This is a genomic window from Lonepinella sp. MS14435 (assembly GCF_042485795.1).
Classification (GTDB): domain Bacteria; phylum Pseudomonadota; class Gammaproteobacteria; order Enterobacterales; family Pasteurellaceae; genus Lonepinella.
The window spans coordinates 744560-762616 of the sequence record NZ_CP169368.1 but is presented as its reverse complement, the minus strand read 5'-3'; the positions used below and the strand labels follow the sequence as shown (position 1 = coordinate 762616).

The window sequence follows — 18057 nt, the reverse complement described above, 5'->3', positions numbered from 1 at the left end:
CTTTCTCTTTCGTCAGTATAACAACACACAAAAAAAACAGGATTATCTCTAATCCTGTTTTTTTCCACTTAATCAAACATTAAGCATAATACATTTCAAATTCCACTGGATGTGGGGTCATGTTCAAACGTTCTACTTCTTTACGTTTCATGCCGATAAAGGTATCAATAAAGTCTTTAGTGAATACACCACCGTGAGTTAAGAACTCATAGTCTTTTTCCAAATTATCCAATGCTTCGCCTAAAGAACTGGATACCGCTGGAATTTCTTTTAGTTCTTCTGGTGGTAAATCGTAAAGGTTTTTATCCATTGCATCACCTGGGTGGATTTTATTGATAATACCGTCCAGACCTGCCATTAATAAGGCAGAGAAACACAAATATGGGTTCGCCATTGGATCTGGGAAACGAGCTTCTACACGTGTCGCTTTCGGGCTAGTAACGGCTGGAATACGGATAGATGCAGAGCGGTTACTTGCAGAATAAGCTAATAATACTGGAGCTTCAAAACCTGGTACTAAGCGTTTGTATGAGTTAGTGGTTGGGTTAGTGAATGCGTTTAAGGCTTTCGCATGTTTAATCACGCCACCAATATAGTAAAGTGCCGTTTCGGAAAGACCAGCATATTTATCTCCCATAAATACGTTTTTGCCGTCTTTACTTAAAGACATATTACAGTGCATACCTGAACCATTATCACCAGCAAATGGTTTTGGCATAAAGCAAGCGGTTTTGCCATGTTCTAATGCCACGTTTTGCACGATATATTTATAGATTTGAGTTTCGTCCGCTTTTAAGGTTAAGCTGTTAAATTTAGTTGCAATTTCATTTTGACCTGCGGTCGCTACTTCATGGTGATGAGCTTCAATCACTAAGCCCATTTCTTCTAACAATAAACACATTTCAGAACGAATATCATGTCCGCTATCAATCGGAGCAACGGCACAGTAACCGCCTTTTTTCAATGGACGATAAGCATTGTTGCCTTGTTCTTTATATTTGCGATCGGTGTTCCACATGGCCTCTTCATCATCAATGGCGTAAGACACTTTATTTGGCTCAGTGGAGAAACGTACATCATCAAATAAGAAAAATTCAGGTTCAGGTCCAAACATGACATGATCTGCCACGCCAGTGGAACGCATATATTGTTCTGCACGCAAGGCAATAGAACGTGGGTCACGATCGTAGCTTTGCATAGTGTTCGGATCATAAATACTACAACGAATAGATAGGGTTGGGATTTGTGCAAATGGATCTACCACCGCACTTTCTGGAATTGGCATTAATAGCATATCCGCTTTATTAATCGCTCGCCAACCTTCTACTGAAGAACCGTCAAACATTTTACCTTCTTCAAAGAAATCTTCATCAATGACACTAGCTGGCAGTGATACACCGTGTTCTTTTCCTTTAATATTGGTAAAACGAAGAAGAACAAATTTGATATCGTTTTCTTCGATAAGTTTAAATACGTTAGCAATGGCTTGTGTTTTTGACATAAGAAACTTCCTTCCAAGTTAATTTTAATAGTAAGTAAATTCTTGCAATGTGGTTGCGTATATAAAATAGCAAAACGATTTAAAAATAACAATCATATCATGATTTAATTTTAACAAATAAAATACATTATTGAAATATATCTAATTTTAAACACATAATGATAGATATTTTTTAATTAACCATCTTAACAGAAATACTTGATCTATTTTATCACTAATTTCCCACCGAGCTAAAGAGCTAGCGACCTAAAAAAGGTTTATATCTGCAATATACTATAACAAAACCACCCAAATAACCCAACCCAATAAGCCATTGAACAATTTCTAAAGATTGCTGGCTGATTTGGCTAAAACCTAAACAAAGATAGCCTAGACTGGCGATAAATTGGAGCAAATAATAGGCAAAAAGCGGTGAAAAACGCAGTAAATCCCAATAGTGAAATTCTTTCAAATTCGCCATAAACAGGCAACCGATACCCATCGCAATAAAACCACTCACATTGTCGGTGAGAAAAATTTCGCTTAACAAATAAAAAACCAAGCATACCGCCAATAAATTACGGTAAATCAGATTAGGGATAAAAATCGGATTGTTGAGCGAACTGTTTTTTAATGCGACTTTGCTCAGTATCATACTGAGTTTGAAACTCTCCCCAAGGGTCGCCAATACGGCAAGGTGGATTAAGTCATACAGATTATTCATAATATAACTACTCATAATACACTGCCCCTTGCAAATACTGCTTAACGGCGTTTTCTTCGTAATGGGTATCACGCAAGGCAAAATCTTCATTGAGCAAAATACGTTGTTGAATAAGCATGCCTTTGGCACTCAATAAGAGTATTTCATGGCTTAAACGTACCGCTTCAAAGCGGTCGTGCGTAACCAGCAAACAAGCCAAGGTTTTCTGTTGTACTCGCTCTTGTAACAGGCTGATTAATTTATGGCGTAAATCCCGATCTAATCCCACAAACGGTTCATCTAATAACGCTAAGTCGCAATCGCTTAATAATAAACGCAAAAATGCCACTCGCTTTGCCATACCGCCACTGAGTTCGGTAGGATATTTATTTAAATCTGCTGGGATTAAGCCGATTTCTGCCGCCAAGGCATAAATTTTCTGGCGTTCAGGGATTGGCATAAAAATTTCAATATTTTTCACCGCGGTTAGATTGTTTAATAGACGATTTTCTTGAAATAGGAAACCGATTTTATGGAATTGATTTATCATATCGCCTGATTTTGGTTTTTCTAACCCACTAATTAAACGTAACACCGTGGTTTTGCCACAGCCACTGGGTCCAAATAGGGTTTTGATTTCACCCCGTTGCAATTCAAGGCTAAAGTCTTGCACAATGACATCGTTTAAAATCGCAAAATGCAGATGAGATAATTTCAGCATATTATTTTTTACCTTTTCCACGGCATAAACAAAATTTCCAATGGCTTAATAATCAAGTATTCAAATAATGCCACCAATAAAATTACCAACACCACATAAGCCATGACGGTTGGTGTATCTAACATCACACGAGCATCGGCAATACGTGAACCCACGCCATCGCTTGCCCCAAGTAATTCTGCCATCACCACCACTCGCATACCTGATGCCACCGCAACGCTGATACTGGCAATAATATAGCTGGTTAAATGGGGAATATACAGATAACGCATTTTCTTCGCCCAACCGAGATGATGCACATCAAACAGCTCTTGCATTTGTTTGCTTAAGGTCGCAATGCCCACTGAGCTACTGGCAAAGGTCAGCGGTGTGACGATGATAATAATGGTAAACAGCACGCTGGCATTGCCAAAACCAAACCAAAATAATGCCATCACCACCCAAATAATCGGCGGTGTAGCGAGCAACATCGTCATTAAGGGGTTGAGCATTGCCATAATAGTTTTTGATGTGCCTGCGATTAAGCCTGTAACAATGCCGACCAATAAAGCACTGCTCACACCCACTATGGCTCGCCACAGTGAAAGATCAATTTGATTGCCACGAAAATCCTGCAACAAAGCAACGGCTTGTTGGAAAACGCTCAACGGGCTTGGAATTAAAAATTCCCCCACGCTATTGCTTCCCCATTGCCAAATCGCCAGTAGCACTGCCACTACGCCAAGGGTGGCAAAACCACCCCATAAATAATCCAAGATGTAGAAGATTCTCGCTTGTGGCTTGCGGACTTTATCGACTTTTAACATAAGAAGAAGTCATCTGTTGGCAATTTTCCGCCTAATAATTTCGGGTTGTAACGCAGAATGATTTCATAGAAACGCATTATTTCTTCTTTCATTTCGGAGCCTTTCGCCACCGTCAAATTAGCATGCGGAATGGCGTTTGCAATAGCGGGAGCGGGTGCCGGCATGTAATTGGTACCGATTTCCGCAGCACTCTGAGCGTTGTTTTTTACCCAAACCAAGGCATTTTGCAAATCTTGGTGGAAGATTTCAAATTCCTCCGCATGAGCATGGTAGAAATCCACATCGGCGATAATACCAGCATTCGGTGTAACTGGTTTAGAATTGAATGCTTCCGCCCACGCCTGCCCGAAATTAAAGGAACGAACCACTTCTACGCCCATTTTTTTACCTTTCAGAATACAGGCACTGGCAAGCGGCTCGGGGACAAACACTGCATCAAATTCTTTGCTCAAAAAGAGGCTGACGGCTTCAGCAGGTGCCGCTGCGTAGGTGATGTCCACTCGCTCTGCATTGATACCACGTTGTTTCAGTAAGGCGCGGAATACAATATCGGGCATATCATTTTTAAATGGTATGATGACTTTCTTATTCGGCAATTCTTCTGGTGAATTGAGTGGTTTTTTGCTGACTAATTGGGTAATGCCGTTAGTCAGAATGTTGATCATGCCGACCTTTTGTCCCTGATTGCGTAGGTTAACCCCGACATTGCTCGGACTCATCATCACCTTAAATTCACCGCTGGCAATACCTGCCCGCAGATGGTCTGGATTACGCCAGACTTTCAGTATGACCTCTCTTTGTTTAGCGAGTTGCCCCTGTAATCCAGCTACCGCAATAGTCAGGCTCGGTAATGCTGGTGCCCCGTAAACTGTGAACGGTTCTTTGGCTGTGGCGAAAACCGAAGGTGCGACGCCTGCCAAAGCCAGTGCGGAAGTTAATTTCAGAAAGGTTCTACGTTCCATTTCAAGATTCATCTTTTTTCTCCCAATGTGTAATTAGAATGAAGCATGTAGGCTTAACCAATAGGTGCGACCCGGGGCATTGACTAAATTTGGGGTTAATGCCAATACATGATCGCCACTGATAAATTCGGCGTATTGGCGGTTAAAGACATTATTCACCCCCAAACGCACCGCATAGTTATCCTGAATATTTAAGCCTGCATACAGATCTACCACGGTAAATTGTTTGGTGGCTAAACGATTGTCAATGCCTAAACCAGAAGTGCGGTCAAAATCGCCTTTGTTTTGTTTCGCCACATAACGCACGGCAGTGCCAAGGTTATAGCTACCGTATTGGAAATAGTGGCGGTAGTCTAAATTAGCCGTCAACTCAAAAGGACGAATTTGATACAACGGACGATCATCTGTGTCATTTTTGCCGTAGTTATAAAAGGCTTTTGCCCCCACCGCCCAATTTTGTAAGAAATTATAGTTGGCATACAGATTGGCAATCACTAATTTCGCATCAACGTTGCGAGTAATAATGCCACCGCTGCTGTCAATAGTGCCTGATTGTCCACGAGTGCGGTCAAAAATAATCAAGTTTTTCACATCGTCATACACCAACGAACCGCCCACATTCCAGCCGTTATCCAACATAGAATTTAAGTAGCCTTTGTAAAATTCATTTTTCAGATCAAAATCAAATTTAATCCGATTATGCTCTTCAGGTTTCACCCAAGGATTATCCACAATGGCACTGACGGGCTGTTGGTTCATGGTTGTACCGTTCGGACGCACCACAATAGAAGCAAGGGAATTAAAACGCTCCATATTGTCGCCCACCCGTTCTAAATGCCCTAGGCTTAATTCATAGCGTTGTAATTCGGTTGGGGTAAATTCATATTTCAACTCGGCAGACAAGGCATTTTGTTTGATTTTGCCATCGGATGAATTACGCCCGAAATAGGTTTTCCACAAGGTGTGAATATTGGCAAATTGCGTGCCTTGCATCATTGGATTAGGCAGATTGGTGTTATATTTTCGCACATCCGCACGGTTATATTCATAGGTCAAACCTAAGCCCAGTTTATGCTGTTCATTAAAAGTATAATGCAGGTTATCAAACGCCCGATAGCGGTCAATATGTACGTTACCAAAACGATAGCCGTTTAAAATATCCCGTGCAGCGGTATGCAAATAGCGGTCGCCATCGTGATCATCATGTTGATAACTCACGCCAATTTGATTATGGAATTTGCTCCAATCTACATCATATTTAACTGCGGCATCAAACACTTCACGATGTAATAACACATACACATTATTGCCCGCCACCGAACGCAAGGAATAGTTATCCGCATGGCGTTTCACATGGCGATAGGTTAATTCGGTACTTAATGTGTTACTTAAATCTTCTTGTCCAAAACGACCATTCAAACGCACCACATAACGCTCGGTACTGACAGGATCCATTTGATGTTCAGGCTGTTTATCATCGTCTAAATCATCATGAATAAAACTCAAACGAAACTCCGTGCGATCATTCGGCAACCAACCTAACACAGCGGCTTGATTAAAGCGTTCATAACCAAAATTCACCTTGTTACCTTGCCCGTCTTTATAGCGATTGGCTTTGGTGTGATTAATGTTAAACAAAGCGTAATAATTGGCTTCACGGAAACCCGAAAAGAGCGAATTATAAAAACTTGAGCCATAAAAACCCGAACTCAATTTTAACGGTGCAACGCCCTCATTGACTTTGTTCGCCACCGAAAAATACTGTGAACGATCGGTGCGATCAAATTGGTTTTCTACCATATAGCCTTGGGCAATATTGGGGGCAATGGGTTTGGGTGGGGAAAATTCTTTTAAGGGTTTAATTTGATCGGGATCGGCAAGATCGCTGGCAAAAACGGATGGTACAGTGGCTAATACCGCAAGTCCTAAAAGGGTTTGTTTTTTCATAATAACCTCTATCGCTATTGATAATCGTTCTTAATAAATTATACTCAATAGTTGATTAAAAAAGTAGGTTATTTTGGATAAATCCCAAGCTGAAGTGCAAAATGATGAACAATTTATTAAAATACAGCCAATATTTCACAAATTGTTCACAAAAAATTTACGCATCATCAATCTTTAACAAAAATTATAAATTAATTTGGTGAGTAACTCACGGCTTGGTTGAATAAATTCGCTCGATAAAAATTCATCAGGCTGATGTGCTTGTTCAATGGAACCTGGACCTAACACCAAAGTTGGGCAAAGTTGTTGAATAAATGGGGCTTCGGTACAATAGTTTACCACTTCACATTTTTCCCCAAGTAGTTTTTCCACTACCTGTACTACTTGAGCAGTATGTTCACATTCATAACCTGGGGTGGCTTCATGTAAATTGCGTAAGGTTAATCGATCACCATATTGTTCAAACATGGGGGCAAGTTTGTCACGTAACATATCTTCTAAATCAGCTAACTGCATATTGGGTAACGGGCGAATATCAAATTGTAATTCACAGCAGGCACAAATCCGATTTACCGCATCGCCACCATGAATCGAGCCAAAGTTCATAGTGGGATAAGGAATGGCAAAATCCGCATGATGATATTTTTCTTTCAGCTCATTTCGCATTTGCATTAAATACCCCGTGGCTTGGTGCATTAATTCAATCGCATTAATGCCTTTGGCAGGATCGCTAGAATGTCCTGATTTACCAATAATTTGTAACCCTTTACCAATATGTCCTTTGTGGGCGCGAACTGGACGTAACGAAGTAGGTTCTCCAATAATGGCACAGTCGGGGCGAATATGTGTATGTTGAATAAAGGTTCTCGCGCCCAGCATGGTGGTTTCTTCATCAGCGGTGGCAAGAATACGTAATGGCTTAGTTAATTTGGTCAGATCAATTTGAGCAATCGCATCTAACACAAAAGCAAAAAAGCCTTTCATATCAGCGGTGCCTAAACCATAAAATTTACCGTCTTTTTCAGTGAGCTTAAACGGATCAAATGTCCAACGTCCCTCGTCAAAAGGCACTGTATCCGTATGCCCTGCTAATAATAATCCCCCTTGCCCTTCTCCATAGTTTGCAAGTAGGTTATATTTATGCTGACTATTTTCTACCGCTAAAATTTCTGTTTTAAAGCCAATATTCTGTAACCAAGTTGCCAGTAATTCAATTAAAGTGCGGTTCGATTGATCGAATTTTTTTTCAATACTGCTAATAGTGGGAATAGCAATTAACTGGGAATACATATCAAGAAAAGCGGGAAGTTTTTTCATTCGATTTTCCTTATAATAGTTGCTTTTTAAATATTTATGCAGAATAATAGCATAATTAATCACAATAATACAAAACGAAAGAGGATAATATGACACAAAAAGCGATCATTATTGGAGCAAGTGGCTACACTGGTGCAGAGCTTGCTCAAATTCTTACTCGCCACCCTCATTTTGAATTAGCGGGGCTTTATGTTTCTCGTCAAAGTGCTGATGCTAACAAATTAATTTCGGACCTTTATCCTCAACTGCGTACATTTTGTGATTTGCTATTACAACCCTTGCCTGAGGATTTATCCTTGCTGGCAAATGATGCCGATATTGTATTTCTCGCCACAGCACATGAAGTTAGCCATGATCTCGCCCCTATTTTTTTACAACAAGATTGTCAGGTTTTTGACTTGTCGGGAGCATTTCGTGTCAATAAAGCTGAATTTTACACCCAATATTATGGTTTTGAACACCAATATCCTGAATTATTAGCAAGTGCTGTTTATGGTTTAGCGGAATGGAATGATAAACAAATCCAGCAAACGGATTTAGTCGCCGTGGCAGGTTGTTATCCAACAGTATCACAGTTAAGCCTGAAACCATTAATTGAAAATAATCTCTTAGATCTCAATCAATTACCCGTTATTAATGCCGTCAGTGGGGTTAGCGGAGCTGGGCGGAAAGCATCAATTACCAGCAGTTTCTGCGAAGTCAGTTTAAATGCTTATGGTGTATTTACCCATCGTCATCAACCTGAAATCGCCACCCATTTAGGCACAGAAGTGATTTTCACGCCGCACTTAGGCAATTTTAAACGAGGCATTTTAGCCACGATTACCGCTAAATTGAATACAGGGGTAAGCGATGAACAAATTAAATCGGCTTATCAACAATACTATGCCAATCGCCCGTTAGTGCGAGTGTATGAGCAAGGTTTACCAAGCATTAAAGCGGTGGAATTTACCCCTTATTGCGATATTGGTTTTGCTACCCATAATGGACATATTGTCATTGTGGGGGCGGAAGATAACCTGCTCAAAGGGGCGGCATCGCAAGCGGTACAATGTGCCAATATTCGTTTCGGTTATAATGAAACGCTCGGTTTATTTTAAGGATTTATCGCAATGATTAGACCTTTAGTAATTAAATTAGGCGGTGTGTTATTAGATACCCCTGCCGCCATGGAAAATTTATTCCTTGCCTTAGCAGATTATCTACAACAGGCTACTCGCCCTTTAGTTATCGTGCATGGTGGCGGTTGCGTAGTGGATGATTTAATGAAAAAATTAGGCTTACCGGTACAAAAGAAAAATGGTTTGCGAGTGACTCCAAGCGATCAAATTGACATTATCGTGGGGGCATTGGCTGGCATTGCCAATAAAAAACTGTTAGCACAAGCCATAAAATTTCAGTTAAATCCTGTCGGATTAAGTCTTGCTGACGGCAATTTGACCAGTGCGATGCAATTTGATCCTGAATTAGGTCATGTCGCCAATGTACAAGCACAAAACGCTACGCTGTTAGAGCAATTATTAACCAACAAATTTTTACCGATTATTAGCTCTATTGCTGTTGATGATCAAGGGCGTTTAATGAATGTCAACGCCGATCAAGCTGCCACCGCTATTGCGGCATTAATTAACGCGGATTTAGTCATGCTGTCTGATGTGGACGGTGTGTTAGATGGTAATCAGCAACGCATTTCACAATTAACCGCAGCACAAATTGAACAATTAATTATCGATAAAGTGATTACTGACGGCATGATTGTTAAAGTAAAAGCAGCACTCGATGCGGCACAATTATTACAACGTGGCGTAGATATTGCGAATTGGAAATATCCTGAAAAACTCACCGCACTTTTTGCAGGTGAGATTATCGGCACAAGAATTTATCCTTAACTGAAATAAAAACAAAAGGACAACACAACATGGCATTATGGGGCGGTCGCTTTACCCAAGCGGCAGATAAACGTTTTAAAGATTTTAATGATTCACTACGTTTTGACTATCGTTTAGCTGAACAAGATATTGAGGGTTCGGTGGGTTGGTCAAAGGCATTAGTGAGTGTCGGCGTTCTCACCACAGATGAACAAACTCAACTGGAACAAGCGTTAAATCAGTTGTTAATTGAAGTGCGGTCAAATCCGCTGGCGATTTTGCAAGATGATGCGGAAGATATTCATAGTTGGGTAGAAAGTAAGCTCATCGATAAAGTCGGCAATCTAGGTAAAAAACTACACACAGGACGTAGCCGTAACGATCAGGTCGCCCTTGACATAAAAATGTGGTGCAAACAGCAAGTCACGGAATTGCAATACAGCGTACGTGAACTACAAGCCAAATTAGTGGCAACCGCTGAAAATAATCAACACGCCGTAATGCCTGGTTATACCCATTTACAACGTGCCCAACCCATCAGCTTTGCTCACTGGTGTATGGCGTATGTAGAAATGTTAGAACGAGATTATAGCCGTTTAGCAGATGCCTATCGCCGTATGAATACTTGCCCACTCGGCAGTGGGGCATTAGCAGGTACAGCCTATCCTATCGACCGTGAACAATTAGCACAAGATCTTGGTTTTGACTTCGCCACTCGCAACAGCTTAGACAGTGTTTCTGACCGTGATCATATTATTGAATTGCTTTCCACTGCGTCATTAAGTATGGCACACCTTTCTCGTTTCGCTGAAGATATGATTATTTTCAACAGTGGCGAGGCGGATTTTGTGGAATTATCTGATCGAGTCACATCAGGTTCATCACTCATGCCACAAAAGAAAAACCCCGATGCGTGCGAATTGATTCGAGGTAAAACTGGGCGTGTGATCGGTTCATTAATGGGCATGTTGATGACTGTAAAAGGCTTACCGTTAGCCTATAATAAAGACATGCAGGAAGACAAAGAAGGTATCTTCGATGCCTTAGACACATGGCACGATTGTTTAACCATGGCATCATTTGTGTTAGAAGATATTAAAGTCAATATAGACCGCACTCGTGAAGCTGCTCTCAAAGGCTACTCTAACGCTACCGAACTCGCTGATTACTTAGTAGCAAAAGGGGTGCCGTTCCGTGATTCACATCATATTGTGGGTGAAACCGTAGTTTATGCAATTCAAGTTCAAAAAGGCTTAGAAGATTTAACCGTGCAAGAATTTCGTCAATTTAGTGATGTCATTGGCGAAGATGTTTACCCTATTTTATCATTGCAATCCTGTTTGGATAAACGTAATGCTAAAGGTGGCGTGTCGCCGTTGCGAGTGGCGGAGGCGATTGAAGAGGCGAAAGCGAGAATTAGTGCATAATCTACCTAGTACTAACGTACTAGGTTAAGCATAGTAACGCTACTCCGTAGCTTCAGAAATGTGCGGTGAAAATCTCTCACAATTTTCACCGCACTCTTGTTTGTGTATAAAGTTAAATACTCTCCAACGCCGCAGTTAAATCCGCGATCAAATCATTCACATTTTCTAATCCAATCGATAAACGAATTTGATTTGGGGTGACACCACAAGCTAACAATTCGCTTTCGGTTAATTGACCATGTGTGGTGGTCGCTGGGTGAACGACTAAGGATTTTGCATCGGCGACATTAGCTAAATTTGAGAAAATTTCTAATTTATCAATCACCTGACGGGCTTCTTTGGCTCCACCTTTGACGTGGAAAGTAAAAATCGACCCTGTACCTTTTGGTAAGTATTTTTGTGCTAAGGCATAATATGGACTGTTTGGCAAACTTGGATAATTGACTTTTTCCACTTTCGGATGATGGCTCAAGAAATCCACAATTTTTTGTGTATTCTCAATGTGGCGTTCCACTCGTAATGACAGGGTTTCTAAACCCTGTAATAATAAAAACGCATTAAATGGTGAAAGGGCTGCCCCTGTATCACGCAATAACTGCACTCGTACCGCCACAATAAAAGCAGCTGCCCCAATATCTCGAGTATAGCTAATATTATGATAGCTCGGATCTTCATCCACAAATTGTGGGAATTTGCCTGATGCTACCCAATCAAATTTGCCCGAATCCACGATCACACCGCCAATGGTGGTACCATGTCCACCAATAAATTTAGTAGCAGAATGAATGGCAATATCCACACCGTGTGAGAACACATTGATCAAATAAGGGGTGGCAAACGTATTATCACACACCAACGGAATACGATGACGATGTGCAATATCCGCTACTTTTTCAAGGTCTGGAATATTAATTAACGGATTGCCTAGGGTTTCAATCAATACCAATTTGGTATTCTCTTGAATCGCATTTTCCACTTCTGTGAGATCTTCTACATTGACAAAGGTCGTTGTGATGCCATAACGTGGCAAGGTTTCTTTTAATAAATTAAAGGTTCCGCCATAAATAGTACTCGCTGCCACCACATGATCACCCGCATGGGCTAAAGCTAAAATCGCATAAGTAATCGCCGCCATGCCTGATGCTGTTGCCAACGCTCCAACGCCTTTCTCCAGTGCTGCAATACGGTTCTCAAACACTGCCACAGTCGGATTAGTAATCCGTGTATAAATATTACCGAGCTTACGCAAAGCAAATAAATCTTCCGCTTCTTGTGCATCATCAAATACGTAAGATGTGGTTTGATAAATCGGCACAGCTCGAGATTTACTGCTACTATCGACCTCTTGTCCTGCGTGTAACTGTAGGGTTTCAAAATGAAGTTCTGACATAATTTTTTCCTTTTTATGATTGTTTACAATGAAATTATAATACTTTTTATTTTAGTGCAATACGGTATCCATATAATATTTTCAATAAAGGAAAAGCTATTTGTTCTAAAATACATAAAAAAACACCGCACTTTAAACTATCTTACCTAATAGCTTCCCTGAATGGGGTCCCCGTCTGAACCGCCTGAGCGTTTTGGTATTTTTAGCTAAATTTTGCCTGTCTGAGCGAAGCGAGTTCAAAATTTAGCGTTAAGAAAATACCAAATAAGCGAAGAAAAGCGGTGAAGTCGGGGTGTGCTTTTATTTGCCTACTTTCTTTTGCACAAGCACAAAATCCAAAGGATTTTGAACGTTGGCTTTGCCAACGGCACGAAGTGCGAGCGTAGCGAGTAAAAGAAAGTACGGTCGCCATCGGCGAAAACCGATATTAAACAAACCACAAAAATCTGTTATAATCCCCCCAAAAAAACAAACAGGAAAATAACAACATGCTAAAACTCGCCAGAATTATTATTGTCGTTCTATTCTGCCTAATTATCTGTATTTGTGGCACTATCTACTCACTCATTCGTTTCAAAAATCCAAATAACGTTAGCGTAGTAGCACGTTGGTTCGGACGCTTATATCCCCTATTCGGCTTAACCGTTGAACACCGTTATCCTGAAAATGCAGATCAATTCAATCCTTGTATCTATATTGCAAATCACCAAAATAATTACGATATGGTCACCATTTCTTATATGGTACAACCGCGTACGGTGAGTATCGGCAAAAAAAGTCTAATTTGGATCCCATTTTTTGGTTTGGTTTACTGGGCAACGGGTAATATTCTGTTAGATCGAGATAATAAGAATAAAGCTCACAACACTATGGGACAAGTGGCTCAACGCATCAATCAAGATAATCTTTCGGTATGGATGTTTCCAGAAGGTACTCGTAGTCGTGGGCGGGGCTTGTTACCATTCAAAACTGGTGCATTTCACGCTGCCGTTGCAGCAGGCGTACCTATTGTGCCAATAGTTTGCTCCACCACCCAGAATAAAATTGATTTAAACCGTTGGAACAATGGCAAGGTAATTTGTGAAATCTTGCAACCGATTGATAGCCGTCAATTTAGTAAAGAAAATGTGCGTGAATTTGCCAATTATTGTCATCAAATTATGCAAAAACGCATTGCTGAACTTGATGCGGAAATTGCTCAAGCATAGTTAATTATAAGGTTTATCAAATGGATAATTCTCGTCGTCAGTTTCTTAAAAAAACCGCTATTGCCACAGCACTGTCAGCTGTGCCAAATGCTTTATTGGCGGCAACCAATCAACCTTTACAAATTCCACCACTTATGGACAGTCGGCGTGGTAAACCTATTTTTTTATCTTTAGAAAGCACCCAAGTAAAATTACTCAATAATAATTTAGTGGAAGTGTGGGGCTTTAATGGTCAATATCTCGGTCCTACTATCAAAATACGCCAAGGGGATTTTGTTAAGCTAAATTATCGTAATAATTTGCCACAATCAGTTGCTTTAAATATTCAAGGTTTACAAGTCAATAGCGACTTACTTGGTGGGATAGGACATAGTCTGAAAGCTGGTCAAAGTTGGGCGCCGATTGTCCCCATTACGCAAAATGCAGGACTTTGTTATTATCAATCTTGTTCCCTTGCCAGTTCTGCTTATCAAAACTATCGTGGTTTAGTGGGTATGTGTATTGTGGAAGATGATGAAAGCCGTAAATCACAGTTACCTAACAAATATGGTATCAATGATATTCCGCTGATTTTACAGGATTTAAGCCTCAATAATGCTGGTTCACAATTATTCCAACAAAATGAACCGCACTTTGTGGGTGAACGTCTATTTGTTAATGGTCAACAATCACCTTATTTGAACGTGGCTCGTGGTTGGGTGCGGTTACGTTTACTTAACGCTTCGCTTTCTCGTGCTTATGAATTACGTTTTGATGATGAACGTGATTTTCTGATTATCGCTCAAGATCAGAGCTTTTTGCCTGAACCCAAAACGGTAAAATCCGTCATGCTTGGTTCAGGGGAACGTCTTGAAATACTGGTGGATTTAAACGAAGGTGGCAATGTCAGTTTAATTACGGGTAAACCACGTGGATTATTCGATAAAATCGGATTATTCTTTAATAGCGATGGCGAATTAGTGGATAACCATATTTTGGAATTACGTCCCGAGGGTTTACTTGCTGCTTTTACCAATAAACCTAGCTATCAATTTAGTAACATAGCAACGTTACCCGCAGAAATTACTCAACAACGCCAATTTCACTTAGACAATATCAACGCCATGATCAACCAAAAACGTTTTGATCCTCGTCGTATTGATGTGAGTGCTAAACATGGTTCCGTAGAACGCTGGCAGATCAGCGTTTCATCCCCTGTCAGTTTCCGTATTCAAGGGGCAAAATTTGTGCTGGAAAGCCAAAATGATAAGAAAACGCCTGCCAATGAATTAGTTTGGAAAGATACCTTGTGGATTGAAAATAACGCCAGTATTTTAGTGAAATTTGATAATCTTTCATCCAATAGCCACCCGTTTATTTTTGGTTCGGGAGATTTGATTCAGGCAGATAAAGGGGCGATTGGGTTATTAGTGGTGCAGTAAGAATATAACAATAAAAAGGAAAAAACTATGGCTTGGGTACAACTTCGCTTAAACAGTACCAGTGAGAAAGCAGAAAAAATCAGTGATTTTTTAGCAGAAATCGGGGCTGTGTCAGTGACCTTTATGGATAGTCAAGATACGCCGATTTTTGAACCCTTACCAGGGGAAACTCGCCTGTGGGGCAATACAGATGTGATGGCATTGTTTGATGCAGAAACAGAAATGGCATTAATTTTAACCGCACTTCGTAACAGCAAGCTGTTAGATGCTGATTTTGCTTATAAAATTGAGCAAATTGAAGATAAAGATTGGGAACGAGAATGGATGGATAATTTCCACCCAATGCAATTTGGCAAACGCTTATGGATTTGTCCAAGCTGGCGTGACGTGCCTGATGAAAATGCAGTGAATGTGATGCTTGATCCTGGTTTAGCCTTTGGCACTGGCACTCACCCTACTACGGCACTTTGTTTAGAATGGTTAGATAACCTTGATTTACAAGATAAAACCGTAATTGATTTTGGTTGTGGTTCAGGCATTTTAGCTATTGCTGCATTAAAATTAGGGGCAAAAAATGCCATTGGAATTGATATTGATCCGCAAGCCATTTTAGCTAGTCGCAATAATGCGGAACAAAATGGTGTCGCCGATCGTTTGCAATTATTCTTATCTGATGACAAACCAACGGATTTGAAAGCCGATGTGGTGGTTGCCAATATTTTAGCCGGTCCATTAAAAGAACTTTATCCTGTGATTAGTCAATTAGTGAAATCACAAGGGAATTTAGGTTTGTCAGGTATTTTAGCCAGCCAAGCACCATCTGTTTGCCAATCTTATCAACAAAAATTTATCCTTGAACCAGTGGTTGAACGGGAAGAATGGTGCAGAATTACGGGTAAATTAGATTAATTTAGAAATGTCAACCAGAAAAACCACACTTTTTCTGTTACTTGTTTAAAAATTATGCTTTTCAAATGACAATTTTTTGCGTATCATAGCCAACCTTGTCGGTTATTAATGCCGAATATTTAACCAATATTCGGCTTAATTTTTTCTGAGTTAACTAAGTGTTGGAGAATTTAAAGTGCGAATTGGTCAATATCAATTAAAAAATCGCATTTTATTAGCTCCAATGGCAGGCATTACGGATCAGCCATTTCGTAAACTTTGTTCGCACTATGGTGCTGGGCTGACGTTTTCAGAAATGATGTCCACTAATCCGCAAGTATGGCATACAGAAAAATCGAAATTGCGTCTGGCTCATCACCAAGATGCTGGCATAAACGCTGTGCAAATTGCGGGTTCTGATCCGCAAGAAATGGCACAAGCCGCTCAAATCAATGTGGAATATGGTGCCCAAATAATTGATATTAACATGGGTTGCCCCGCTAAAAAGGTGAATAAAAAGTTAGCAGGTTCTGCTTTACTACAGTTTCCTGATTTAGTCACAAAGATTCTTGAGTCGGTGGTAAATGCAGTAAACGTGCCTGTCACGTTGAAAATTCGCACAGGTTGGGATCGACAACATATAAATTGTGTAGAAATCGCTCAAATTGCTGAACAATGTGGTATTCAAGCATTAACCATTCATGGGCGTACTCGTGAATGCTTATTTGAAGGAGAAGCTGAATATCATCATATTAAAGCAGTTAAGCAAGCAATTTCTATTCCTGTGATCGCCAATGGCGATATTATCTCGGTAGAGAAAGCAAAGTTTGTACTTGATTATACAGGTGCAGATGGAATTATGATTGGGCGTGGAGCTTTAGGTAATCCTTGGATATTTCAATCTTTAGGAGAACTAGCTGAAATCAATTCAACCAATATAATCGCCCCCAGTTTAACAGAAAAGTGCGGTGTAATTTTACGTCATATTGCAGAATTACATCAGTTCTATGGCGCTGAAAAAGGCTATCGAATTGCTCGCAAGCATGTTGGCTGGTATTTACAAGGAATTCAACCAGATTCCGATTTTAAACGGACTTTTAACGCAATTAGCAATGCCACTGAGCAACTGATCGCTTTAGAAGATTTTTTTAATTTTATAAGTAATAATGGAAATTCAAATGTTTGAACAAACAACACCATCTACAAAATTTATCGTGCCAGAATTAAATGCACAATCACAAGCTGTTAACAAGCCATTACGTGACTCAGTTAAACGAGCCATTAAAAATTATTTAGTTAACTTAGATGGTCAAGATGTTAACGATCTTTATGAGCTTGTATTGGCAGAAGTGGAACATCCACTATTAGACATCATTATGCAACATACTCGTGGCAATCAAACTCGTGCGGCTATTATGTTAGGCATCAATCGTGGTACCTTACGCAAAAAATTAAAACAATATGGTATGGGCTAGAAAACGATAGTCGCAAATCTGAAAATAGGGCAAATTGCCCTATTTTTCATCTATGATTTTTTATAAAAAAAGTTTATTTCCCCTCTTGAAAGCCTAAATTACTTCCCCATATTATTTGTACTTATTTATAAATCTAATTTAGGAGAAATTCAAATGGCAATTCGTCCTTTACACGATCGTGTAATTATCAAACGTGAAGAAGTAGAAACCAAATCCGCTGGCGGTATCGTTTTAACTGGTAGTGCAGCAACAAAATCCACTCGAGCTAAAGTTATTGCAGTAGGCAAAGGTCGTATCTTAGAAAATGGTACAGTACAACCTTTAGATGTGAAAGTCGGTGATACCGTAATTTTTAACGAAGGATATGGCGTTAAAGCAGAGAAAATTGACGGTGAAGAAGTGTTAATCGTTTCTGAAAATGATATTTTGGCAATCGTAGAATAA

General features: G+C 40.0%; 18 protein-coding genes. 9 read left to right on the top strand and 9 right to left on the bottom strand.

Features of this window, described 5'->3' with window-relative positions; translation table 11 throughout:
- Positions 1-79 precede the first annotated feature (79 nt).
- From glnA to argE, 7 genes are all read right to left on the bottom strand, one after another.
- Complete coding sequence (gene glnA, locus O1Q80_RS03600) at positions 80-1501, bottom strand: type I glutamate--ammonia ligase (RefSeq protein WP_386689404.1); 1422 nt, start codon at positions 1499-1501, stop codon at positions 80-82.
- Positions 1502-1739: 238 nt separating this feature from the next.
- Entirely contained in the window at positions 1740-2219 is a 480-nt protein-coding gene (locus tag O1Q80_RS03595) for a hypothetical protein (protein ID WP_386695728.1), read from the bottom strand.
- Positions 2212-2904 carry an ATP-binding cassette domain-containing protein gene (locus O1Q80_RS03590; protein WP_386689400.1) on the bottom strand — a complete coding sequence of 231 codons (693 nt, stop codon included), beginning with the start codon at positions 2902-2904 and terminating at the stop codon, positions 2212-2214. Before O1Q80_RS03590 ends, O1Q80_RS03595 begins: the two co-directional genes overlap by 8 nt.
- Before the next feature lie 8 nt (positions 2905-2912).
- On the bottom strand, positions 2913-3710 hold the full coding sequence (locus O1Q80_RS03585) for an ABC transporter permease (RefSeq protein WP_386695727.1): 798 nt from the start codon (positions 3708-3710) through the stop codon (positions 2913-2915).
- Positions 3704-4672, bottom strand: coding sequence for an ABC transporter substrate-binding protein (locus tag O1Q80_RS03580; protein ID WP_386695725.1), 969 nt, complete (start codon positions 4670-4672; stop codon positions 3704-3706). The genes O1Q80_RS03585 and O1Q80_RS03580 overlap by 7 nt, the downstream gene beginning before the upstream one ends.
- 33 nt (positions 4673-4705) lie before the next feature.
- On the bottom strand, positions 4706-6619 hold the full coding sequence (locus O1Q80_RS03575) for a TonB-dependent receptor domain-containing protein (protein WP_386695723.1): 1914 nt from the start codon (positions 6617-6619) through the stop codon (positions 4706-4708).
- 174 nt (positions 6620-6793) lie between these two features.
- Positions 6794-7936 (bottom strand): acetylornithine deacetylase, encoded by a 1143-nt coding sequence (gene argE / locus O1Q80_RS03570; RefSeq protein ID WP_386695722.1) that lies wholly within the window; start codon positions 7934-7936, stop codon positions 6794-6796.
- Between the two features lie 89 nt (positions 7937-8025).
- On the opposite strand from argE, the gene argC reads away from it, so the two are divergent.
- From argC to argH, 3 genes are read left to right on the top strand one after another with little or no spacing between them, the layout of a single operon-like run.
- Complete coding sequence (gene argC, locus O1Q80_RS03565; RefSeq protein ID WP_386695721.1) at positions 8026-9036, top strand: N-acetyl-gamma-glutamyl-phosphate reductase; 1011 nt, start codon at positions 8026-8028, stop codon at positions 9034-9036.
- 15 nt (positions 9037-9051) lie between these two features.
- Entirely contained in the window at positions 9052-9825 is a 774-nt protein-coding gene (argB, locus tag O1Q80_RS03560; RefSeq protein WP_386696134.1) for an acetylglutamate kinase, read from the top strand.
- Positions 9826-9854: 29 nt separating this feature from the next.
- Complete coding sequence (gene argH / locus O1Q80_RS03555) at positions 9855-11231, top strand: argininosuccinate lyase (RefSeq protein ID WP_386692474.1); 1377 nt, start codon at positions 9855-9857, stop codon at positions 11229-11231.
- Between the two features lie 112 nt (positions 11232-11343).
- On the opposite strand, the gene O1Q80_RS03550 is transcribed toward argH, so the two are convergent.
- A complete protein-coding gene (locus O1Q80_RS03550) occupies positions 11344-12621 on the bottom strand; it encodes an O-acetylhomoserine aminocarboxypropyltransferase/cysteine synthase family protein (protein WP_153984945.1) in 1278 nt (425 codons plus the stop codon).
- A 202-nt stretch (positions 12622-12823) separates the two neighbouring features.
- A complete protein-coding gene (locus tag O1Q80_RS03545) occupies positions 12824-13033 on the bottom strand; it encodes a hypothetical protein (RefSeq protein WP_386695718.1) in 210 nt (69 codons plus the stop codon).
- Between the two features lie 76 nt (positions 13034-13109).
- Between O1Q80_RS03545 and O1Q80_RS03540 the strand changes: the two genes are divergently transcribed.
- The 6 genes from O1Q80_RS03540 (at position 13110) to O1Q80_RS03515 (ending at position 18057) form a co-directional block, all read left to right on the top strand.
- Entirely contained in the window at positions 13110-13829 is a 720-nt protein-coding gene (locus O1Q80_RS03540; RefSeq protein ID WP_386689382.1) for a 1-acylglycerol-3-phosphate O-acyltransferase, read from the top strand.
- 20 nt (positions 13830-13849) lie between these two features.
- Positions 13850-15250, top strand: coding sequence for a multicopper oxidase domain-containing protein (locus O1Q80_RS03535; RefSeq protein ID WP_386695716.1), 1401 nt, complete (start codon positions 13850-13852; stop codon positions 15248-15250).
- 27 nt (positions 15251-15277) lie between these two features.
- The gene (gene prmA, locus O1Q80_RS03530; protein WP_386695714.1) at positions 15278-16159 is read left to right on the top strand and encodes a 50S ribosomal protein L11 methyltransferase; all 882 of its coding nucleotides are present in this window, start codon (positions 15278-15280) and stop codon (positions 16157-16159) included.
- Between the two features lie 175 nt (positions 16160-16334).
- The gene (dusB, locus tag O1Q80_RS03525) at positions 16335-17324 is read left to right on the top strand and encodes a tRNA dihydrouridine synthase DusB (RefSeq protein ID WP_386695712.1); all 990 of its coding nucleotides are present in this window, start codon (positions 16335-16337) and stop codon (positions 17322-17324) included.
- On the top strand, positions 17317-17613 hold the full coding sequence (gene fis, locus O1Q80_RS03520) for a DNA-binding transcriptional regulator Fis (RefSeq protein WP_386689374.1): 297 nt from the start codon (positions 17317-17319) through the stop codon (positions 17611-17613). The genes dusB and fis overlap by 8 nt, the downstream gene beginning before the upstream one ends.
- A 153-nt stretch (positions 17614-17766) precedes the next feature.
- Positions 17767-18057, top strand: coding sequence for a co-chaperone GroES (locus O1Q80_RS03515; protein WP_132302131.1), 291 nt, complete (start codon positions 17767-17769; stop codon positions 18055-18057).